At 41.5% G+C, this 22,447-nt stretch carries 24 protein-coding genes; 3 read left to right on the forward strand and 21 right to left on the reverse strand.

What is annotated here, in order from left to right; genetic code table 11:
* Positions 1-4: 4 nt before the first annotated feature.
* From lpxA to ACQY3F_RS08055, 11 genes are all read right to left on the reverse strand, one after another.
* On the reverse strand, positions 5-775 hold the full coding sequence (gene lpxA, locus ACQY3F_RS08005) for an acyl-ACP--UDP-N-acetylglucosamine O-acyltransferase (RefSeq protein WP_428357638.1): 771 nt from the start codon (positions 773-775) through the stop codon (positions 5-7).
* The gene (fabZ, locus tag ACQY3F_RS08010) at positions 768-1,223 is read right to left on the reverse strand and encodes a 3-hydroxyacyl-ACP dehydratase FabZ (RefSeq protein ID WP_428354340.1); all 456 of its coding nucleotides are present in this window, start codon (positions 1,221-1,223) and stop codon (positions 768-770) included. Before fabZ ends, lpxA begins: the two co-directional genes overlap by 8 nt.
* A gap of 183 nt (positions 1,224-1,406) precedes the next feature.
* Positions 1,407-1,904, reverse strand: coding sequence for an OmpH family outer membrane protein (locus ACQY3F_RS08015; RefSeq protein WP_428354341.1), 498 nt, complete (start codon positions 1,902-1,904; stop codon positions 1,407-1,409).
* Between the two features lie 634 nt (positions 1,905-2,538).
* The gene (locus ACQY3F_RS08020) at positions 2,539-2,841 is read right to left on the reverse strand and encodes a helix-turn-helix domain-containing protein (protein ID WP_428354342.1); all 303 of its coding nucleotides are present in this window, start codon (positions 2,839-2,841) and stop codon (positions 2,539-2,541) included.
* Complete coding sequence (locus ACQY3F_RS08025) at positions 2,838-3,173, reverse strand: type II toxin-antitoxin system RelE/ParE family toxin (protein ID WP_428354343.1); 336 nt, start codon at positions 3,171-3,173, stop codon at positions 2,838-2,840. Before ACQY3F_RS08025 ends, ACQY3F_RS08020 begins: the two co-directional genes overlap by 4 nt.
* 169 nt (positions 3,174-3,342) lie before the next feature.
* The gene (locus ACQY3F_RS08030) at positions 3,343-3,954 is read right to left on the reverse strand and encodes a hypothetical protein (RefSeq protein ID WP_428354344.1); all 612 of its coding nucleotides are present in this window, start codon (positions 3,952-3,954) and stop codon (positions 3,343-3,345) included.
* Between the two features lie 596 nt (positions 3,955-4,550).
* A complete protein-coding gene (locus ACQY3F_RS08035) occupies positions 4,551-5,888 on the reverse strand; it encodes an alanine/glycine:cation symporter family protein (protein ID WP_428354345.1) in 1,338 nt (445 codons plus the stop codon).
* 345 nt (positions 5,889-6,233) lie between these two features.
* Complete coding sequence (locus ACQY3F_RS08040) at positions 6,234-6,671, reverse strand: GFA family protein (protein WP_428354346.1); 438 nt, start codon at positions 6,669-6,671, stop codon at positions 6,234-6,236.
* Between the two features lie 36 nt (positions 6,672-6,707).
* Positions 6,708-7,259 (reverse strand): hypothetical protein, encoded by a 552-nt coding sequence (locus ACQY3F_RS08045; protein ID WP_428354347.1) that lies wholly within the window; start codon positions 7,257-7,259, stop codon positions 6,708-6,710.
* 5 nt (positions 7,260-7,264) lie between these two features.
* Positions 7,265-7,735, reverse strand: coding sequence for a hypothetical protein (locus tag ACQY3F_RS08050; protein ID WP_428354348.1), 471 nt, complete (start codon positions 7,733-7,735; stop codon positions 7,265-7,267).
* A gap of 307 nt (positions 7,736-8,042) precedes the next feature.
* Complete coding sequence (locus tag ACQY3F_RS08055) at positions 8,043-8,873, reverse strand: thermonuclease family protein (protein WP_428354349.1); 831 nt, start codon at positions 8,871-8,873, stop codon at positions 8,043-8,045.
* A 106-nt stretch (positions 8,874-8,979) separates the two neighbouring features.
* Here ACQY3F_RS08055 and ACQY3F_RS08060 point away from each other — a divergent pair, with 106 nt between their 5' ends.
* The 3 genes from ACQY3F_RS08060 (at position 8,980) to ACQY3F_RS08070 (ending at position 11,237) form a co-directional block, all read left to right on the forward strand.
* Entirely contained in the window at positions 8,980-9,915 is a 936-nt protein-coding gene (locus ACQY3F_RS08060; protein ID WP_428354350.1) for a ZIP family metal transporter, read from the forward strand.
* Positions 9,916-9,991: 76 nt separating this feature from the next.
* Positions 9,992-10,429: a D-aminoacyl-tRNA deacylase gene (gene dtd / locus ACQY3F_RS08065; RefSeq protein WP_428354351.1), complete on the forward strand. Its 438-nt coding sequence runs from the start codon at positions 9,992-9,994 to the stop codon at positions 10,427-10,429.
* Positions 10,430-10,439: 10 nt separating this feature from the next.
* Positions 10,440-11,237 carry a cytochrome C assembly family protein gene (locus ACQY3F_RS08070; protein ID WP_428354352.1) on the forward strand — a complete coding sequence of 266 codons (798 nt, stop codon included), beginning with the start codon at positions 10,440-10,442 and terminating at the stop codon, positions 11,235-11,237.
* 263 nt (positions 11,238-11,500) lie between these two features.
* Here ACQY3F_RS08070 and truD read toward each other — a convergent pair whose 3' ends face one another.
* The 10 genes from truD to ACQY3F_RS08120 all read right to left on the reverse strand — a co-directional run bounded on the left by truD (position 11,501) and on the right by ACQY3F_RS08120 (position 22,410).
* Complete coding sequence (truD, locus tag ACQY3F_RS08075; RefSeq protein WP_428354353.1) at positions 11,501-12,529, reverse strand: tRNA pseudouridine(13) synthase TruD; 1,029 nt, start codon at positions 12,527-12,529, stop codon at positions 11,501-11,503.
* A gap of 93 nt (positions 12,530-12,622) precedes the next feature.
* Positions 12,623-13,096 (reverse strand): 2-C-methyl-D-erythritol 2,4-cyclodiphosphate synthase, encoded by a 474-nt coding sequence (ispF, locus tag ACQY3F_RS08080; RefSeq protein ID WP_428354354.1) that lies wholly within the window; start codon positions 13,094-13,096, stop codon positions 12,623-12,625.
* The gene (gene ispD / locus ACQY3F_RS08085; protein ID WP_428354355.1) at positions 13,093-13,791 is read right to left on the reverse strand and encodes a 2-C-methyl-D-erythritol 4-phosphate cytidylyltransferase; all 699 of its coding nucleotides are present in this window, start codon (positions 13,789-13,791) and stop codon (positions 13,093-13,095) included. Before ispD ends, ispF begins: the two co-directional genes overlap by 4 nt.
* Before the next feature lie 23 nt (positions 13,792-13,814).
* Complete coding sequence (locus ACQY3F_RS08090; RefSeq protein WP_428354356.1) at positions 13,815-14,054, reverse strand: septum formation initiator family protein; 240 nt, start codon at positions 14,052-14,054, stop codon at positions 13,815-13,817.
* Between the two features lie 98 nt (positions 14,055-14,152).
* Complete coding sequence (gene eno / locus ACQY3F_RS08095; protein ID WP_428354357.1) at positions 14,153-15,436, reverse strand: phosphopyruvate hydratase; 1,284 nt, start codon at positions 15,434-15,436, stop codon at positions 14,153-14,155.
* Positions 15,437-15,536: 100 nt separating this feature from the next.
* The gene (gene kdsA / locus ACQY3F_RS08100) at positions 15,537-16,370 is read right to left on the reverse strand and encodes a 3-deoxy-8-phosphooctulonate synthase (RefSeq protein WP_428354358.1); all 834 of its coding nucleotides are present in this window, start codon (positions 16,368-16,370) and stop codon (positions 15,537-15,539) included.
* Positions 16,367-18,001 carry a CTP synthase gene (locus ACQY3F_RS08105; protein WP_428354359.1) on the reverse strand — a complete coding sequence of 545 codons (1,635 nt, stop codon included), beginning with the start codon at positions 17,999-18,001 and terminating at the stop codon, positions 16,367-16,369. Before ACQY3F_RS08105 ends, kdsA begins: the two co-directional genes overlap by 4 nt.
* A gap of 480 nt (positions 18,002-18,481) precedes the next feature.
* Positions 18,482-19,804 carry a tRNA lysidine(34) synthetase TilS gene (gene tilS, locus ACQY3F_RS08110; RefSeq protein ID WP_428354360.1) on the reverse strand — a complete coding sequence of 441 codons (1,323 nt, stop codon included), beginning with the start codon at positions 19,802-19,804 and terminating at the stop codon, positions 18,482-18,484.
* A 92-nt stretch (positions 19,805-19,896) separates the two neighbouring features.
* Entirely contained in the window at positions 19,897-20,862 is a 966-nt protein-coding gene (gene accA, locus ACQY3F_RS08115) for an acetyl-CoA carboxylase carboxyl transferase subunit alpha (RefSeq protein WP_428354361.1), read from the reverse strand.
* A 237-nt stretch (positions 20,863-21,099) separates the two neighbouring features.
* Positions 21,100-22,410 (reverse strand): replication-associated recombination protein A, encoded by a 1,311-nt coding sequence (locus tag ACQY3F_RS08120; protein ID WP_428354362.1) that lies wholly within the window; start codon positions 22,408-22,410, stop codon positions 21,100-21,102.
* Between the last annotated feature and the right edge of the window lie 37 nt (positions 22,411-22,447).

Genomic DNA, 22,447 nt, shown 5'->3' on the forward strand with positions numbered 1-22,447 from the left:
TGACTCAGCGCAAAATACCGCGAGTTACATTGCGCAAAAAGCTGACCATATTAGAAATTTCATCACACTCACCTGCCAGATCTTCCATTTCTTCAATCGCATCTTCCAGGCGAAGATTGTTTTTATACAGGATTTTATAAGCTTTACGTATCAATCGGGTTGCTTCAGGGCTGCTGCCCGAACGTTCCATACCCACGGAGTTAATTCCATGGGGTCTGGTCGGGCGACCACCAACCATAACGTACGGAGGAACATCTTGAGTAATAGCACTACCCATGGCCGAGAAGCTAAAAGTACCAATTTGGGTAAATTGATGTACTAAGGTAAAGCCACCTAGTATAGCGTTATCAGATACATGTACATGCCCAGCCAGCGATGCGCCATTTGCCATAATGACATTATCACCAATCAAACAATCATGAGCAACATGGGTATAAGCCATAAACAGGTTGTCATTACCTATACGCGTTTCAGCATGATCTTGCAGTGTTCCTCTATGCAAGGTCGCAAATTCGCGGATAACATTTCTATCACCAATCGTTAAACTGGTTTTTTCGTCCGCATATTTTTTATCCTGGGGATCTTCCGCGATCGAGGTAAATTGATAGATATGGTTTTCCTTACCTATATTTACCGGACCTTTTATAACCACATGAGGACCAATAACAGTCCCCGAATCAATAGTAACCTCAGCGCCAATAACAGAAAAAGGTCCTATCTGGACATCATCTGCAATCTCAGCTTTGAGATCTACTATTGCTTTTGCATCAATCAAGCTTATCACCAACTGCTGCACAGCGGATATTAGCACTGGCAACAAACTCGCCGTCTACCGAAGCCGTACAGTTAAACGACCAGATATTACGTTTGCTTCTTTCAAAAACAGCTTCTAACATCATTTGATCGCCGGGTACCACTGGGCGCTTGAACCTTGCTTTATCAATTCCGGTCAGGAAATAAGTCATGCCATGACCCAGTTCATCAGGGGAGGTTTCTGAAGCAAGCAAGCCAGTAGCCTGTGCCAAAGCTTCAAGAATTAATACGCCAGGAAAAATCGCCATATGCGGGAAATGACCCTGAAAAATAGGCTCATTATAGGTGACATTCTTAACCCCTAAAATGCGTACACCCGGCTCACATTCAACGACTTTATCAATCAATAAAAAGGGATACCTATGGGGTAAAAACTCTTGTATCTGTTTTATATCAAGTACTGTTTCCAATTTAACAACCTTTTCAACTTAACTAAATTATGACTCTAAACATATATTATTGATGGCAATCATGTACTCTTGCTTTATCGATTACTTGAAGCTATTATTTATGTTTTCGTGTTTTTATTGCGCTAAACAATGCAAGCTTTTAATCGGGCAGCTTGCACTCTTTAAATATGAGATTTAAGCCGGTTAAGGCATTTTTGCAAGTTTAGCCTGTACCTTATCGGTTACATCGACTTTATCACTAGCATGAATCACGCCTTCAGTTAACAGCAAATCGTAGTCACCTTCTTCGGCTAGTGCCTTAACCGCTTCAATGATTCTATTTTGCATTTTACCTAACTCTTCATTGCGGCGAATACTGAAGTCTTCTTTAAATTCTTGCTGAGCGCGTTGTGCATCTCTGCGAACGGCGATAATATCACGCTCTAGATCTCTCTTTTTAGTGTCTGTCATAGTCATGCCATCTCTAGCTAACCTTTCTTCCAGACTTTTAATCTTCTTTTGTTGAGCAACTAACTGCTTATCTTTAGGAGAAAACTCTTTTTCCAGACGTTTTTTGGCATCAGCAGCTTGAGGGGCATTTGCCATTAACAAAGGGATATTGACCACTCCTATTTTAATTTCTGCCAGGGCAACTTGACTTAACATAAGCAACCCCACTAAAACAGCTAATCTTTTTAACATTAACATTCTCCATATCACTATTCAAAAAAGCAAAACTCAGTGGGCTATTATACTGTATCTATAAAAAAATGAGAGCCTTTAGAGGCTAATTTAATCAATTTTATAAGCTGCTGGTAAAACCCTCTTTTTTGCCTCTATTAAACTAAACACTTATTGCCTTTATTTGGTAGCCCAACTGTCGTATATGAACATAGTGAGTCTGGATAAAAAGTAGAGTAATATGAATACTGAGGAATTTACCGAAGAACGCAGGGGGGTCAAGAACGCAACCGCAAGGGGTCTTTGGTTTATGACTACGCCTCAGGCAGTGATATTGTTAAGAATCATAAATCAAGGCTATGTCACCGTTAAGTGTGGATTTTTAAAAAGATATACTTTTTCAATAACCTATGAGTGTGATGAAAAGCTACCCAAAGCCAAAAGAATGAAGCTTTCTAACGGCATCAGAAACATTTTCAACACTTAACGGTGACATAGCCTAAATCAAAGACCCCGAGATTTGTGTTTGCGAGATTTGAGATTTCGTGACCCCGAGATTCGTGCGTGCGCTTTCTATTCAAGATGCCGTACAATCTGCTTTTAATAGTGCCGGACAACGCTGTTCGAGGTTCATTTTTTGTTAGATTGTTTAAATTTAACTAACTTGAACAGTAACATGCTTTCCTGCTCTTTCTAACATATCAACTAGGGCATCAATACTGAATTTTCCAGATTTCCCTCTCATAATATCGGATATTCTAGGGCGTGTAACATGCAATATATTAGATGCGTCTACTTGTTTAAGTTGTTTTTCTTTTATCCATTCACTAATTTGACACATTAGTTGAGCTTTAATTTTTAGCTTACTCGCTTCTTCAGGGGCAAAGCCCAAGTCTTTAAAGATATTCCCATTTTCAGTGGTAATATGGACAATAGAGGTATCAATACTATTCATCATTTAGTCTCATTCTGTATTGCTTTGTATCGAGTTTTAGCAATATTAATTTCATTTTGATTCGTTTTTTGACTCTTCTGTTGAAAAGCATGAAGAACATAAATTTTCTCTGAAAATTTTGCTACATACATAACTCTAAAAGCCCCATCCTGATCATAAATACGAATTTCTTTAACGCCAGAACCGATTTCTTGAAAAGGCTTCCAATTTTCAGGTTCAAGTCCATTTTGAACTCGGTGAAGTTGATACCCAGCTTCTCTTTTTACCTCATCAGGTAAAGTGAGTAAATCTTTAAGGCTTGATCCGATCCAATAAATTGGCTTTTCTTTTTCCATACAACCAAATGTATCAAAATATATACATTACGTCAATTTCCTATTTTACCTTTCCCTATTGCGAATACTTTGAGTAAATATAACGCCTACATCACTTGACGTAAAAAGGAACGCAAGGGGTCTTTGGTTTATGACTAAGCCTCAGGCAGTATTGTTAAGAATCCATAAATCAAAGACCCGACCCCCGAGGTGCCCGTAACATAGGATAAGAAATATTGCCAAGCCTGATTTCATCAAATTCATCTTGCGTTTCTTGATGCTTGGATAGTTTACTGCTGATAATTGAACTAATAAGTTTTGGCTCAAACCAAATACCAAGCAAACATAAATATGACTTCTTTTTCCTTTTGGTGATGTGATAGGAATAACCAGTTGAGTGAATGCCATCCTCTAGTGACAATTCAACTTCACAATCTTTATTTTCCACTAGAATTAATATATTGCCAATTGAAAATACACCAGATAATGAAGATAGAGCTGGTGTAGATGTAGATGTTCTATCTATATAATTTATGGCTTTCAAGCTGTAATCATCATGACCATATTTAGCACAAAAATCAAAATATAACTCTTGTTTTATATCGTTATTCCAGCCTGTGTATTTTATAATCACATCCGAATTCCATCGTTGTTGCACTCCATTTTTTATATAATTTGTATAGCCAAGCGTCCCAGTAGAATTCACCATTAACCCACTATTTATAAAAATTTCTTCCATATTTTTTTTGAATGCAGAGCGTACTTCATGAAAAAAATTACTTCTTGAAGTGGCTGGTTGCACTAACGCCCTATTTATGGAATTTTCTACAATACTAGTTGGTATTTATATTTTATGCATTGTTTCCTTGAGAGCCTAACGCGAAGCTCAGGAGTATTTTTGAGATAGCTTTATCATCTCAAAAATATCTGTCTGGAACTTCTGGTTATCGGATTTTCGATAATCGGTAGTTTTGGACAGTTCTACTGAGCTTCGCGTTACCGGGCGCGCCTCGCGCCTTGCGGCGCGCCCGGTAACGGCTCGCGGATTTTTATCCGCGAGCCGTTGCGTCTGTGCCGCGTAACGGAACAAAGTGAAGTGGAGCGGCGCAGACGCAACAAGTGGTTATATGGTTTCAGTATATCACCCTTGTTAACTGCATTCTAGGCAGAAAACTGGCATATTTCATCAGAAACTAACCGTATATCTCCCCAGTTGGATGATATACGGTTTCATTTTATTTTGATGAATGCCTGCTCATGGCTGTTTTGAGTCAGTCAAAAAGTAATTTTTTCTCCCACGTTAACTCTCCCTACCCATTATAAAGATAATGGTATAGCCTACTATTTTTTTAAAAAACAACAAGCTTTGAGAGGGGGCTTGGAATAATACGCAGTCTTTTAACGTGGGCGTAGATATTGGCGAGTCATGCGAAATATGACCGGGCTTAATAAGGCCAAAGCCACTAGATTGGGAATAGCCATCATACCATTTAAGATATCTGCAAATAGCCAGACCAGCGTCAGTTTTCCCATGGCACCGACTGGAATCGCGCATAACCATAACAAACGATAAGGCCAGATAACTTTAGTACCAAATAAAAATTCAGCACAACGCTCACCATAATAGCTCCAACCTAAAATAGTCGTAAAGGCAAAGATCACTAGCCCCAAAACCACAACATAACTGCCTATGCCAGGTAAGCCGATTTCAAATGCGAGAGTCGAGAGAGCCGCACCATTTTCACCGCTAGACCAGGCTCCACTCATAATAATAACTAATGCCGTCATGGTACAGATTAAAATGGTGTCAATAAAAGTGCCTAACATGGCAATCATACCCTGCCGTATGGGATCATTCGTTTTAGCAGCGGCATGTGCAATCGGTGCACTTCCAAGACCCGCTTCATTAGAAAATACCCCGCGTGCCACACCAAATCGTATTGCCGCCCAAACTGCCGCGCCGGCAAAGCCACCTACTGCAGCAGTTTCAGTAAAGGCACTGCTAACAATTAACCCCAGAGCTTGAGGGATTTGTTCATAATGCGTAACAATGACCCATAATGCAGCAGTAATATAACTAATGGCCATAATCGGAACCAGCCCTGATGCAACCTCAGCTATTCGGCGGATACCGCCCAGTATAACTACTGCACTGAGCAATGTTAAAACAATAGCGGTATAGAATGTCGGTACCTGGAACAAGGTTTCGACAGCATCTGCCACTGAGTTTGCCTGCACCATATTACCTATGCCAAATGCCGCAAGAGCACCGAAAAAAGCAAACGCAGTCGCCAGCCAGTTATATTTTCCTTTCAGGCCATTTTTAATATAATACATCGGACCGCCGACATGCCGGCCCTGATCATCTACCTCTCGATACTTGACAGCTAGCACTGCTTCAGCGTATTTAGTAGCCATGCCGAATAAAGCCGTTAGCCACATCCAGAATACAGCTCCGGGACCACCTAAAGCTATTGCAGTTGCCACCCCTGCAATATTACCTGTACCTATGGTTGCTGATAATGCCGTCATTAATGCCTGAAATGGCGTAATATCACCTGCTTGATCAGACTTTCTGCCGCGCCAGAGTATCATCATAGCTGTTAGCAGATTACGAAAAGTAAAAAATTTTAAGCCTATCGTTAGGTAAATTCCAATGCCTAGTAATAAGGTCAACATCACAGGCCCCCAGATATAGGAGCTGATTTCATTCAGGGTGTTTTCTAGCACTTGCATATTTCTGACTCAAGTTTTTAATTAATAGAACAATGTGTAGAGGTAACTTTATTTTCCATTCGTAAGGTTAAAACCTTCGCCTTTCAGGCGAACAGATTTATCTCAAATGTTATCCTTAGGAATCAACAATAATTATACCCGAAACTTTGTGTAGCCCGTATGGAGCATGCGGAATACGGGAAAGTCAGTGCACTGCTATTGCTGTATTACCCAAGCTTCATACAGGCTACATTTGATAATTTTAAAACAGAATAGGGTGAGCCTAAATAACAGGGCTATTCGCCCTGTATCCCGACTTTCAGTCGCCAAGCTTTCAAACCCACCCGTCTTTCAGCGGGTGGTTGTTTAGTTCTCACTTTTTATAACAGTCGGTGGCATTGCCTCGTAAACCGCAATGCTATTATCCATAAAATCCCAGTCGGGTTTACTTTTGTGATAAACGATAGCCGTCGGTTTGAACCATGAACTATCATCCATAGAGCCCACAGCGACAGCTAGCACATTTTTTAAACTGCCAAGTTCACCAAACAGAGGCGTTCCGCAATCAGGACAAAAGTAACGCGTTACTGGCGACCCACTATCAGCGGTTGATGCATAACTTCTTGGTGCACCCTTGATATGTACCTGGTTGCGTTTAAAAAATGCATTCGATGCATGGCCCGTCCCGGTGGCTTTACGACAGTCATCGCAGTGACATTGACTCATAACCCGTGGCGGTGCAGAAATGGTATAGCTGATTTTTCCACATAAACACTGCCCCGATGCGAAAGGTTTTTCTGACATAGACTCTTGCTCCTGAAGATAAATGAATTGCTTACCCTAAAATTTCAAAATTGGAAAAGGATTTAACGGGTGCTTAACTAACCACTTACCTTGTTCTTTAAGCAACAATTTATGGAAACCTGCATTGGGGAACGCGGCTTTAACTTCATTAATAGTATCGCCTGAGACTCCGCCTTTAATAAGTCCGAGGGAAAAATCTGCAAGATCAGCCCTGCGGAATATCTCAACCAATGGATACTGGTCATCCTTATACTGGGTAATTTTGTGATGCATATCTATCATCAATCCAATTTCAGTAGTCCACTGTTGCAAATTGTTTCCCTCTAAATATGCTCTAGCTAAAAGTACCGAGGGCGGAAGGTAATCAACCGTATGTTCTGTCCATAAGCCAAGATCATGAAAGCACCCGGCAATAATGATTTTTTCACGTTCTTCTTCACTGCACCGATGTAAAGCAAAACAGCAATGCACCATGCGGTAAACATGATGTTTATAGCCCTGGTAGTCTTGAGCAATATCTGCTTTCCAGTGACCTGAAATTTCTTCTAATAAGGGAATGTGTTGCTCAATTAACAGACAGATTATCAAAACACTTATTGAATTTTCACGACACGCCGTCTAACACTCACCATCATAATAAAAATCAGACAGGCAAAAGCGCTCAGTGCAGGAAATAAAACAGTGGTGAGGGTATAGTTCTCTAGTGCTGCAATAGCAATAAGATTACGTACAGCCATCAACACAAAAAACGTTAGTTGTTCCTCAAAGGGTCGACTATATGCTTTTCTAAAAGTGGGCGCAAAACCCAATAAATCTATTACGGTCAGTATTATGACAGAAAATACTGGGTCAGAGGTGACATACCATAAGGGAATTGAACTGAGTGCCAATATAAAAAACAGCCAGTCAATACTACTAATCATATTATCTGTCTTTTTCACATAAGCCAATAGTGCGACATAAACCGTAATAATTCCGGAAACACCGATCGGCCATGCACCTACCCCTGCTTTATCATCAAGCTGGGCGAGAAAAACAATAAAAGTACAGCAACTCCATATCACCCAGGAAAATGCATGCGGCCGGGTTGTCCTTGCCGGATTGAGCGTATATAAGGAAAAAACGCGATAAATGTCAGAGCAATAGTGCAGGCACTGAGTAGCTCTTTAATCATTTGTTGATATCGTCTTTACTGGATGGCTGTATAAGTACCCAGGCATAATTAATTTAACAAATTTTACGCAGGATTTTTTTTCATTTTCAAGGCGCATAAATAGGCGCATAGCTGGCTACGCAACTCTTTATGCAACGCTGGAAATGAGAAAAAAGACAAGTAAAATGTTAGATTAATTATGCCTGGGTACTTACAACTCAATCTAATATTTTCATCGCGGAGGGATGTTTTACTAACATAGAATACCCATTTTTATATTTTTTCACCCAACCTCTGACTTCAATTTTTTTACCGATTAAAGATACTAAATCAGCAAAGTACTGCTTGTGCTCAATTTTGATACGCACATCAAAGTTACCGGTCATTTTTAAATAACAACTTTTAGGCGTTTTTTTTATACGTAGCACACGTCCGATTATGCGTTGCCAACCCTGCTTGTTATTTTTGTTTAATTCATTGCTAAGTTTGGGCGCATATTCACTATATTGCCAGATGCCAAGTCGCTTAGTTTCAGCTATTTGTTGTGCCGCAAGTAGTTCAGGCAGATATTTTAAATTAGGCGGGTATGTGCTTGTGGCTGCATAACCCAAGCGAACTAACTGAAGATTAAGATGTACTCCCTGCTCAGTAAACACATGAGCTAGATGACGTTTATATTTGTCTTGTTTTTGCTGATCAAATTCCAGTCTAACCCGGGCATTCACTAATTGCTGCTGCAACCTTTGCCTGGCAACTCCTCCCCCTGCCTGTGCTGCTTGATTTGAATGTTCTACTTCAGGCGTATTTATACCTAAGAGGCGTATTTTTCGCCCATCGTTTAATAAAACCGTGTCGCCATCATAGACTTTTTTAACTTGATAAAAGCTAAAGTCCTGAATAAGTTTGAGTTCAGTAGCATTAACGTGTTTAGTATCAGAATAATGTAACCGACCTTTTATATCAGTCCATTTGTAAATTTCACCTGCAAAACCAAGTTGGCTAAACAATAACAAAAGGTATAAATGCCAGTTCTTGCTTATTATTAACATTTGCTGATGCTTTGTTTAATAGGTGATTGACACATGTTTAATTGATTTGAATAGTATTGATAATGTTATACTCTATAAGTCAATATTCAACCACACTGAGGAAATAATGAGCGCTTTAGATTTTAATTCTATCGTTGATAAATGCCAGTCTCAATTAAATTCATCTGTGTATTATCAAAAATTACAAGCTCTCCCTAAAAATGAGCGCTGGATAGCTTTTGCAGTACTCTTTATAGCCTCACAAATCATCATTTTTGGAAGCCTTTATCTGTTCTTTGGTAAAGTTGCCGTGATCGGCTTTTTAGCCAGCATTTTAGCAGGATTAGCCACTGGAGTAGGTGCTTTACCGGCAGCTCTTTTTAAAAAGGTTCCCAATAGTGTCTATAACGGCTTACTTGGCGGTGCTGCTGGTGTGATGCTTGCGGCGGCAGCCTTTTCACTGCTGGTTCCCGGCATTGAATATGGCAATGAATTGTGGCCCGATAAAGGCCTTTGGGTGGTTGCCGCCGGTATGCTATTCGGTGCATTTTTTTTGCATTTTGCGGATAAAAAATTACCGCATATACATTTTAAAGATGACCTGAATGAGCACTCAGAATCTTTACAAAAAATCTGGCTATTTATATTTGCTATTACCATTCATAATTTTCCGGAAGGCATGTCAGTAGGCGTTAGTTTCGGTACCGGTGATATGCATAATGGTATTGTTTTAGCCATTGCAATTGCCTTACAAAACATTCCAGAAGGACTGGCTGTCGCTCTGCCTTTGGTAGCCTTGGGTTATAATAAGTTGAAAGCCGTGGGCATTGCTACGCTGACAGGACTGGTGGAACCCGTCGGTGGTTTATTAGGTATTACCATGGTTTCAATTTTCTCACCGCTGCTGCCTTTTGCTATGGGCTTTGCAGCGGGTGCAATGATATTTGTTATCTCGGAAGAAATCATCCCTGAAACTCACTCCAATGGACGCTCTCGCTTTGCGACATTCGCCCTGATGATAGGTTTTATTATTATGATGGCATTAGAAAATTTACTGGGTTAACTGCCCTGTAGGGCGTGGCTTTAGCCCGCCGACATTAATAGGCGGGCTAAAGCCACGCCCTACCAAATGCAATGAAATGATTACAATTATTCAACGCGTTACTCAGGCTCAAGTGAGTATTGAAAATCAGCTAGTCGGTAAAATAGAAACCGGCATTTTGGCTTTAGTCGCTATAGAAAAGGCTGATTCTGAAAAATCAGCACAGCGCTTATTTGAACGGGTTATGAATTATCGTATATTTCCTGATTCCGAGCAGCGTATGAATCTGAGCCTACAAAGTATTCAGGGTGGTTTATTACTAGTGCCACAATTTACACTGGCTGCAGATACTAATTCAGGTAACCGCCCGAGTTTCACACCCGCCGCCACTCGCGAAAAAGGTGAGCAGTTATTTAATTATTTAGTTAGTTATGCTTTAGAGCATTACCCTGAAACTCAGATCGGACAATTTGGTGCAAATATGCAAGTCTCGCTTACTAATGATGGGCCCGTAACTTTTACTCTTAAAGTGTAAATTATTCCCTATGAACTTATTATTACTTGAAGGTACGGCATTTTGTTTATATTTTGCCAGTAGTATCCTGTTAATTAAGGATATCAAAGAAAATCGCTATAAAAAAATAGCGCTGTCTATTGCATGGCTTGCTTCGCTTGCTCACCTAACATCGATTTCCCTACTCACCTGGTCAAAACAGGGACTGGACTTTAGTTTTTTTCATACCGCTTCGATTATTTCCCTGATTATCGCTTTCATACTATTATTTGCCTCTTTTGGTAAACCGGTAGAAAAACTGGGTATCGCATTATTTCCTGTCGCCGCTTTAATGCTGGCTCTGGACTATATTTTTCCCAGTACTGCAACAATAGGTCAACATTACTCGTTAGCGATGAAAATGCATATTCTTAGCTCAATCATTGCCTTTAGCTTACTGACCATTGCCGCCTTCCAGGCATTAATACTAGCCCTACAAAACAAGCAACTGAAAAGTCATAACCCGGGCCGTTTAATGCTGTCATTCCCTCCATTGCAGGCTATGGAATCGCTATTATTTCAAATGATCAGTACCGGGCTGTTGTTTTTAAGCGTTTCTTTGCTCAGTGGGTTTATTTTTATAGAAGACCTATTTGCTCAGCATTTGGTCCATAAGACTATTTTATCCATAGTCGCCTGGGTTATTTTTAGCAGTTTGCTAATAGGCAGACAACTTTACGGCTGGCGAGGAAAAACAGCTATACGCTGGACTTTGTATGGTTTTATCTGTCTATTATTGGCTTACTTTGGCAGTAAACTTGTTTTAGAACTTATCTTAAATAAGGTTTGATACTTGGCAACTACTCAGACAGCTAAGTAGTTGCAGCAAAATAAACACAAGGATGGGCAAAGGGCTTCATCCGTGCCCATCAACGAAAACATGATGGGCACGTCGTACCTCCTTTGCCCATCTACAAAACTGAGTATACGAAGCCCAACATGATATTGCACAGTGATTGTTGGGCTTCGCAAGCTCAGCGCCAACCTACGTATCAATCAGTGGCATCAAGTTATTATCTTAGAGTTCAGGTGGTTTGAGTTTATAGACAGCTGTTAATTTACTAGAACTATTTCTCTTAACAATGCTGTGGCATAACTTCCTGGATTTAAGGTAAAACTTAGTTCCAAAGAGCTACTATCTATAAATTGCCACTCTAATTCTTTAATATGGCTACGCAACGCTCTGCGTCCCTGTTCTACTCCAAAGGCACACAATCCTTGCGCTATGTCATCGAATTGATCAACAATCTGTTGTTCAAACAAAGCGGCTTGTGCTTCCGTTTGGTTAGTGCCCTTACCCCATAAAACACCTGTCGGGTGGACATCAAGTTGGGCGATACGTTGCAGGATAGATTCGTCGAGGACTTCGGCTTTGAATATACTGTTTGAATTATCAAACATCAAAACATCACCCGTGAGCGCCTGGTTCCAGCTAGCATGACTCACTCTTTTACTGAGTATATGATTGAATAAATAGGAGCGGGCAGCTGACAAGTATATGCTACGCAGATTACGGGAAACTTTTTCGCCTGAAAATAAGCTGATGGCTTTTGCTATATTGGCACCTTCACGGCCAAAGCGCTGCTCACCAAAATAATTGGGCACGCCCTGTGTTTTAATCACTTGTAGTTGCTGTTCCAGAATAGCTTTGTCGCCGGTCCAGTCGCGCACACGGATGATAAATTGGTTGCCGGCCAATGAGCCACGTTTTAGTTTCTTACTATGGCGTGCCGCCTTTAATACCCTGATTGTTTCTGAATTGAAGGCTTGCCAATCTGGATCAGGTTTGCCGGGTAGCCAGACGCTAAACCATTGGCGAGTGCGAGCGTGGCGGTCTTTTAAACCTGCATAACTGACATCTCTTTGCCGAACTCCGGCAAATCGGGCCAGTAATCTAGCAACATAATCGGTATTTTCAGAACATTTTTCTATGCAGACAAACGCGTGTTCGCCTGTACCAGAAAGTTCAAAAGATTGAATCTCATTGACGATAAAATCGTCGGGGGTATTACGAATAGTACCTTGACCTTTAGCACCGCCATAAGCGTATGCCCAGTCAGGTAGGGAGTTGGTGTCATTCAAAATTAGTTTTTAGCTATCTGTAGGGCGTGGCTTTAGCCCGCGAATAATACCTATCAAATAAAGGCGGGCTAAAGCCACGCCCTACGAGAAATTTTATTTGGAAACTAGCACAATCGCTTGTACGGCTATGCCTTCTTTGCGCCCTTCAAAGCCGAGTTTCTCAGTGGTTGTGGCTTTAACATTAATGCAGTCTATAGCAACTGATAAATCGTCCGCAATATTAGTACACATGGCAACGATATGCGGCGCCATTTTTGGAGCCTGGGCAATAATAGTTATATCGGCATTGACTAAGCTATAACCCTTTTTTTGCACAATATCATAAACAAAACGCAGTAGTACTCGACTATCAGCCCCTTTGAATTCAGGATCAGTATCAGGGAAGTGTTTGCCTATATCGCCTAAAGCGGCAGCTCCCAGCAATGCATCACTTAATGCATGCAAGACTACATCACCATCGGAATGCGCTTCCAGCCCTTGCTCGTAAGCTATTTTAACACCGCCTAAAATCACATCGCCTTGATCGACAAACCGATGTACATCATACCCTTGTCCGACTCGTATCATTGTTGCTCCAGAAAAAATTGTGCTAATGCTAAATCTTCGGGACGGGTAATTTTTAAGTTATCCGAACGTCCTGCGATAATTTTAGGCTGTTGACCCTGCAATTCCATGGCGCTGGCATCATCAGTCATGATCCAGCCTTTATCTGCTGCTTCCTGCAATGCATGCTTAAGCGCACTATAGCGAAACATCTGCGGGGTTAAGGCACGCCAAATTAAGCTTCTATCTACTGTATCAGTGATTGCCAACTGTTCATTAACAGATTTTAAAGTATCATGAGTAGCCAATGCTAATATTCCACCTACCGCATGATCCCGCAGTTCACTGATTAATGTTTCAACATCCTCTTTGGTAATACAGGGACGGGCCGCATCATGGACCAGTACCCAGTCATTATCGTCAGCTTTGTCAGCAATAGAATTTAACGCAGATAACACTGAATCTGCCCTTTCTTTACCACCGGCTGCGGTCAAAATTCTTGGATTTTTGGAAATTTCCAGCTCTGGCCAAAAAGGGTCTTCTTTAGAAATGGCTACCACGACAGCAGTTATTTTCTGTACGGCTAATAAACGCGATAGTGTTTGTTCTAAAACAGTTTGATTATTTAATGCCAGGTACTGTTTAGGGCGATCAGCCTGCATGCGTTTACCTACGCCTGCAGCCGGCACAATGGCCCAGTATTTATTAGGTTCGCTCATACTAACTTATTTAACTTACGTGACTACTGTATGACTTGAAAAAAGGTTTCATCTTGTTTGATTAAACCTAGATCATGACGCGCTGTTTCTTCTATCGCTTCTTTACCCTTACGTAAATCCCGAACTTCGGCTTCAAGCGCCTTATTACGTTGCTGTTTGATGGCAAATTGAAATTGCAATTGATCCAGTTGCTGCTGATATTTCTCAGTTTGCTTAAAACTGCCATCACCATACCACAAGCGATATTGTAGTAGCGCAATCAAGATAACCAGCAAGGCTATAAGAAGTTTAATAAGTCACCTGTCAGATAAAACAAATCCAGAATGGGCAAAGCCTGCCCATTCTGGAAAATGCTAATTATTTACGACAACTTTTTAAAAGCGCTACGTCCAGCATATTTTGCTTCTGCACCTAGTTCTTCTTCAATTTTCATTAAACGGTTATATTTTGCAACACGATCAGAACGGCTTAATGAACCTGTTTTAATTTGCCCTGTACCCATGGCAACACATAAATCAGCAATCGTAGTATCTTCAGTTTCACCCGAACGATGCGAAACGACAGCAGTATAACCCGCAGCATGAGCTGTGTTAATGGCTTCCAGAGTTTCAGTTAAAGTACCGATCTGGTTTACTTTAATTAAAATGGAGTTAGCAACACCTTTCTCTATACCGTCTTTTAAAGTGGCAGGGTCGGTTACAAATAAATCATCACCAACTAACTGAATTTTGCTACCCAGTCTGTTAGTAAGTTCTTTCCAGCCTGCCCAGTCATTTTCATATAGACCATCTTCGATAGAAATAATCGGATATTTTTCTACCCAATCAGCGAACAGATCAGTCATTTCGCCAGCTGATAGTGTTTTTCCTTCTGACGTTAGTTCGTAGTTGCCATCTTTATAAAACTCAGATGCAGCTGCATCCATTCCTAAAAAGATATCAACGCCCGGTTTATAACCCGCATTAACAATGGCCTCTAAAATCACTTCAATCGCTTCTTCATTAGACGATAGGTTAGGTGCAAAGCCCCCTTCATCACCGACTGTCGTCGCTAGGCCTTTAGCTTTTAATACTTTAGCCAGATTATGGAAAACTTCAGCGCCGTAACGGATTGCTTCACGGAAAGTAGGCGCGCCTACAGGTAAAATCATGAATTCCTGTAAATCGACACTGTTATCTGCATGTGAACCACCATTGATGATATTCATCATCGGTACTGGCATAATGAATTCACCACTGTTATTCAGGTAGCGGTATAACGGTACACCCGCGTCTAAAGCAGAAGCATGGGCGGCTGCTAATGAAACACCTAATATAGCGTTAGCACCGATACGACCTTTATTCTTGCTACCATCTAAGTCTATCATTGCCTGATCTAGCGCAGATTGATCTGCTGCATCCAGGCCTACAATTGCCGCACGAATTTCGGTATTAACAAATTCAACTGCTTTTAAAACACCTTTACCTAGATAACGTGATTTATCACCATCACGTAATTCAATTGCTTCACGCTCTCCGGTTGATGCGCCAGAGGGAACCATTGCGCTTCCAACGACTCCCGAAGCTAACGTAACATCTGCCTCGATCGTCGGGTTTCCACGTGAATCCAGTATTTCTCTTGCTTTAATGTCGACTATTTTAGCCATTGTTTTTCCCTTTATTTAAAGATTTTTGTAGCGTTATAATGCTGATTGCGCCGTCTCAGTATTGCCTGTCATTAATATTCAAGCAAAACAAAACCGCTGCTTATAAGGTATTTTCTATTAATGGATTAGCTTTAACAGCCTGATCAATTGCAATTAAGGTTGTTAACAATTCCTTCATGCGATGCAACGGCCATGAGTTAGGTCCATCGCTTAGCGCTTCGTCAGGGTTCGGGTGGGTTTCCATAAATAAACCAGAAATCCCTGCTGCCATGGCTGCTCTAGCTAAAACAGATACATGCTGACGTTGACCGCCTGAACAAGTTCCCTGCCCACCGGGTAGCTGAACTGAATGCGTTGCATCATAGACTATTGGACAATCTGTGTTGCGCATTTCAGCAAGTCCACGCATATCAGAGACCAGGTTGTTATAACCAAAAGATGCGCCTCGTTCGCAAACCATAATTTGCTGATTTCCGGTGGTTTTTGCTTTCTCTACCACGTGAATCATATCCCAAGGCGCAGAAAATTGGCCTTTTTTGATATTTACGGGTTTACCCTGCTCCGCAACTGCCTGAATAAAATTGGTCTGCCGGCATAAGAAAGCGGGTGTCTGCATAATATCCACCACACTTGCAACTTCTGCTAATGGCGTATCTTCATGCACATCCGTCAATACCGGCACGCCTATTTGCTGCTGGACTTTTTGCAGCACTTTTAAGCCCTTTTCTACGCCTGGGCCACGATAAGTTTTATGCGAAGAACGGTTTGCTTTGTCAAATGAGGACTTATAAACAAAGGGAATGTTTAATTCAGCGCAGATTTCTTTTAGCGTGCCAGCGGTATCCAGTGCCATTTGCTCACTTTCAATAACACATGTTCCGGCGATTAGAAAAAAAGGCTGATCTAATCCGACTTCAAAATCACATAATTTCATTGTTTGTTATCCTGTTTATGTTTTGCTGCTGCCTCAACAAACCCTGAAAATAACGGATGGCCTTTTCTAGGTGTTGAGGTAAATTCTGGGTGAAATTGGCAGGCAATGAACCACGGATGATCAACGACTTCTACAACTTCAACCAGGCGGCCATCCATAGACTTACCTGAAAAGCGCAATCCTGCCGTTTCAAGTGCTTCCAGATAATTATTATTAAACTCATAGCGGTGACGGTGACGCTCGGTAATCACATCTTTTTGGTACATATCGAATACTTTTGAATCAGGTAGTAGTCGACATTTTTGTGCGCCTAAACGCATAGTGCCACCCAGATCAGAATTTTCATCTCGGATTTCCGTCTGTCCTTCATGGTCTTGCCACTCAGTAATTAAACCGATAACCGGGTGTGGACTATTAGGTAAAAATTCAGTACTATGCGCCCCTTCGAGACCCACAACATTACGCGCAAACTCAATAACAGCAGACTGCATACCCAGGCAAATACCTAAATAAGGAATTTTATTTTCTCTGGCATAGCGAACTGTTGAGACTTTTCCTTCAACTCCCCGCTCACCAAAACCGCCAGGAACTAAAATAGCGTCTACATCATTTAAGGGTGCAACCCCATCATGTTCAATAATTTCCGAATCTACGTATTTGATTTTAACCGTCATACGGGTTGATATACCGGCATGAGTCAAGGCTTCAGTTAAAGACTTATAAGCATCACTATGGCCTACATATTTACCTACGATAGCTATGGTGACAGTGTCATGCGGATGAGTCACACTCTCAACGACGGCCTTCCACTCGGAAAGATCAGCAGCAGGTACATCCAGGCGTAATTGGTCCACCACAATATCATCCATACCTTGTTCATTTAATAACAAGGGTATGCGATAAATCGTATCTGCATCAATGGCAGAAATAACCGCTTTTTCATTCACATTGGTAAATAAAGCAATCTTTCGCCGTTCGGCTGCAGGAATACGTCTTTCAGAACGACAAATTAAAATATCCGGCTGTATACCAATAGTACGTAACTCTTTCACCGAGTGCTGCGTAGGCTTAGTTTTGATTTCACCGGCCGTCTTAATATAAGGCACTAAAGTCAGGTGAATAAACAGCGCGCGGTCACGTCCCAGTTCGATACCAATCTGTCGAATAGTTTCCAAAAATGGCAGGGATTCAATATCACCCACCGTACCGCCCACTTCAATGATCGCGACTTCCATCCCTTCAGCGCTAGCATAGATGCGGCGTTTAATTTCATTAGTGATATGTGGGATAACCTGTACGGTCGCGCCTAAGTATTCACCTTTACGTTCTTTACGTAAAACGCTTTCATAGACCTGACCTGTAGTGAAGTTATTTTTCTTGGTTAAACGGGTTTTTAAAAAACGTTCGTAGTGCCCTAAATCCAGGTCAGTTTCAGCACCATCCTGAGTGACAAAGACTTCACCATGTTGAAACGGGCTCATAGTCCCAGGATCCACATTAATGTAAGGATCTAGTTTAGTCATGGTGACTTTTAAACCACGCGATTCTAAAATAGCCGCTAAAGAAGAGGCTGCAATTCCTTTCCCAAGAGAAGAAACTACGCCACCTGTAATAAATATAAATTTTGTCATCGACTAAATATAGATATGGTAAATAACGAATAAATTAAGATTGAATGATATTGACTCTAGTTTGATTTATTGCAATCAAGCTTGCCTAGTTCGGATTTAACCAACTATACAATGATACCTCGCACGGCCACGGTTGCAGTTTTCTAGCGGCCGTTTTTTGTCGATAACTGCGTTTCTGCTCTCAACAAAAATCGACTCGTTATAAAATCCGCAACCGTCACTGCCGGAGTATAAGCAATAAACCCTTTAGTTCAATTAACCTAGAAAAATCAGTTGCTCACGTTTTCTAGCACAAGCTCTTGATTGCACCGCACTTCCAAAAAATGTCCGCTTGACCTATGTGAAGCTAACATTTTTTGAAAGTATTATATTAATTCAATATCTTGCACTATAAATTCGCGCTCAACTGATTTTTCTAGGATTAACCCACTATTTTAATCGACATTAAGCTTTTCGTCATTGCCTTTAATGATTTAATTCTTAATACGCAATAGGAATGTCATTTTCTTGTTGCCAGATGTGAGTTACGCAGCGTGTATTTTCCACATAAAAATCAGCGCTAATACAAACGTTAGCAACAACAGCAAGCTTACCTGCAATATAAATCAGAGGAATTGAGTCGCGCATCCAGGGTGCAATCCCTGCTTCTTGATATATTTTTTTTAAACTATGTCGTCCTGTGCGCTGGGGTAAGCTAATTTTCTCTCCCCCTTGACGGTATTTAACTAGAATATCAGCGTGTTGCCAAAACTGTTTAGCGATACCTTGTTTAGCCTCTTTAAGCTGCAATACCCCATTATTAGTTAACACTAGTGAATCCGCATTTGCCGGCCATGTAAACACCTGCGCCAGATCTGGTTTTTCATTCGTAGCAACTAGATATAAAGCGTCCCGATAGCGCTGAATTGTATAGCCATCATGCTCAACAATAGGGTTTGCTCCAGACTGGGCTGGTAAAATATCCTGCATAATGGCGACCAAAACTTTCTGCGTTGGCATACGCGCGCCGAGATGATGCAGCCACTCGCGTATTATCCACTGTTGATTTAAGTGATTATTTTCTAGCAATCCTGAAATTGATAGGCTGTTTTTTTGTCCATCGTATAACAACTGCATTTTTTCGTGCGCACTGGAAGATAATACTGATTGCGCATCAGCGCAGTGTTCTGCTACACGCGCAACGGTTTTATCCAAACTCGGCCAGCGTTTTTCCAGTAAGGGAATAATTTCATGCCGCAGGTAATTTCGGTCAAACTGCCTCTCTTGATTGCTGGGGTCTTCAATCCACTGCAATTTATGTTGTTGCGCGTAATGCTCAATTGCCTGCTGATTAATATCCAGTAAGGGCCTGAGTAACCTTCCAGCGGCAAAGCTGGTATCGAAAGGCATCCCAGACAGACCTTTTAATCCAGCCCCTCTAAACATTTGCAATAATACAGTCTCTAATTGATCATGACGATGCTGGGCAAATAGCAATACATCGTCTTTAGCTAGCAGATTTTTAAACGCTTGATAACGTGCATTACGTGCGGCTTCTTCCGGGCTTTGCCCTGCGAAGGCCTGGGCATTTACTTTAACAACCTGGAATTTTACTGAGAGCGTGCTGGCAATCTTCTGGCAATGTAGCGCCCAGTCGTCTGCAGAAGCTTGTATGCCATGATGTATATACACGGCACAAAGCTTTGGTTTTAGCTCAGGGGTACTCGCGAGTAAATGTAATAAAACATGAGAATCTATACCTCCGCTATAACCTATAAAAATAGTATGGGCTGAGTGATAGAGAGCAAGCTGAGAATTAATCAATTGAGCAGTGAGTTGCACATCCAGAGATAGTTAAACAGTATGCCTGGGTACTTACGCCTTGCATGGCATACCTAAGAAGCTGTGTTCGCTTGTTATTTTACATCTTCGATATAAGTACCAAAGTCCATAATACGCTGGTAGCGTTTTTCCAGTAAGCTATCAATTTTCTCATGACGTAAGTCTTTGACATGACGAAACAGCGTTTCTTTTAAATTTTCTGCAGTGGTTGCAAAGTCTCTATGCGCTCCACCTATCGGCTCTCTCACCACTTCATCTAATAGCCCCTGCTCTCTCACCCTATCAGAAGTAATTCCCATCGCTTCGGCGGCAAGTTTTGCTTTATCCGCGCTTTTCCATAAAATTGAAGCACAACCTTCAGGAGAAATAACAGAATAAGTACTGTATTCCAACATAATTAAGCGATCGCCAACGCCAATCGCTAATGCGCCACCGGAACCACCTTCACCAATGACTGTGCAGATAATAGGCGTTTCAAGCTTTGACATTTCAAATAAATTACGTGCGATCGCTTCGCTTTGGCCGCGTTCTTCAGCACCAATTCCAGGGTAAGCTCCTGGTGTATCAATAAGGCAGATAATAGGCAGATGAAAACGTTCTGCCAGTTTCATTACACGCAGGGCTTTACGATATCCCTCAGGGCGAGGCATACCAAAGTTGCGCAGAATTTTTTCTTTGGTATCCCGGCCTTTTTGATGACCGATAACAACGACTGCCAAGCCGTTTAATTTTGCTAGGCCACAAATGATTGCCTTATCGTCAGCGTATGTGCGATCACCATGTAATTCATGAAAATCAGTAAACATATGCTCAATATAATCCAGAGTATAGGGTCTACCTGGGTGCCTAGATAGTTTCGAGATCTGCCAGTCACTTAATTCTTTGAAAATTTCTTCGGTTAATGTCTGGCTTTTTGCTTCCAGATCATCCAGCGCTGAGGAAATGTCAATATCATTATCAGCTTCTACACGGCGCAGTTCAGCAATTTTTGCTTCTAATTCTGCAATGGGTTGTTCGAAATCTAGAAAATTTAAATCCATGGCTGATGTTTTTTTTAGTTTTTATAAGTAGAGTGCTTTGATAACAGGAGCTTAAGTTCTGTTATACTCTGCCCGGTCACGGATGCGGAAAATATAGTGAGCTGATTTTTGTCGATAGCAAGGCGCTGAAACTGGCGCATAGCTGGCTACGTAACGGTTTCAGTAACGTAGCTATCGGCAAAACTCAGTCGCTAGAAATCCGTAGTCGTGACCGCGCAGAGTATTTACACACTTTCTTTAGTTATTATTAGCTATTTTATCTAATTCTCGCAAATGTTTTAATTTTTCTGCAATTTTAATTTCCAGACCACGAGAAACTGGTTGATAAAATTGCATTTCCTGTAAGTTATCCGGAAAATAATGCTCACCTGCCGCATAGGCTTCCGGCTCATTATGGGCATATCGGTATTCCTTACCATAATCTAGATCTTTCATTAATTTAGTCGGTGCATTACGCAAATGGTTAGGCACAGGCAAGCTACCACTCTCTTTAGCCGCGCGCATGGCACTATTATAGGCCATATAAACAGCATTGCTCTTAGGTGCGCAGGCCATGTAAACCAAAGCCTGAGCTAAGGCCAGCTCACCTTCGGGACTGCCTAATCTTTGCTGCGTTTCCCAGGCATTAATGCATATCTGCAAAGCTCTGGGATCAGCATTGCCGATATCTTCAGAGGCAATACGCACAATCCGTCTAGCCAGATATAAGGGATCACAACCACCATCCAGCATACGACAAAACCAGTATAAAGCCGCATCTGGCGAGCTGCCACGTACTGACTTATGAAGGGCTGAAATCTGGTTATAAAACTCTTCACCTTGATTGTCAAAACGGCGTACTCCGCCAACAAGCACTTCTTTAGCAATATCCTCGGTAATTTCGCTAAGCTGACTAGCCTGAGCTAATTCAACCGCAATCTCGATAAGATTTAACAGACGCCGCGCATCGCCATCAGCTGCAATGGAAAATTGCTGTTTTAAGCTATCCGACATACTCATGCCTAAATCAGCATAGCCTTTGTCTTTATCGTTAAGCACCTTATCAATAACACTGCGTAAATCTTCATCAGTCAGTGCATTAAGGACATAGACTCGCGCTCTGGATAGCAAGGCGTTATTCAAGGCAAAGGAGGGATTTTCAGTGGTTGCGCCTAAAAAGAAAACCGTACCATCTTCTACATGAGGTAAAAATGCATCTTGCTGTGCTTTGTTAAAGCGGTGAACTTCATCGACAAACAGGATTGTCTGCCGCTGCTCAAGTTGTTGTATCTGTTTTGCAGCGGCGACTGCAGCGCGGATATCTTTAACCCCGGCCAATACTGCTGAAATCGGCATAAACTCTGCATTAGAATGTCTGGCTATCATCCTTGCCAGAGTTGTCTTACCTGTCCCAGGTGGGCCCCAGAAAATCATCGAATGCAAGCGACCTGAATTGATCGCTTCATATAATGGCTTACCAGGCTGCAAAAGATGCTTTTGCCCCGCAAAATCAGCTAATGAATCCGGGCGCATTAGATCCGCTAAAGGTTTTGTTAAATCACTACCCATATATAAAACCTAAAGCAACTTCATGGCGATGTATTGA

It is taken from the genome of Methyloprofundus sp., from assembly GCF_965251085.1.
Taxonomy (GTDB): Bacteria; Pseudomonadota; Gammaproteobacteria; order Methylococcales; family Methylomonadaceae; genus Methyloprofundus.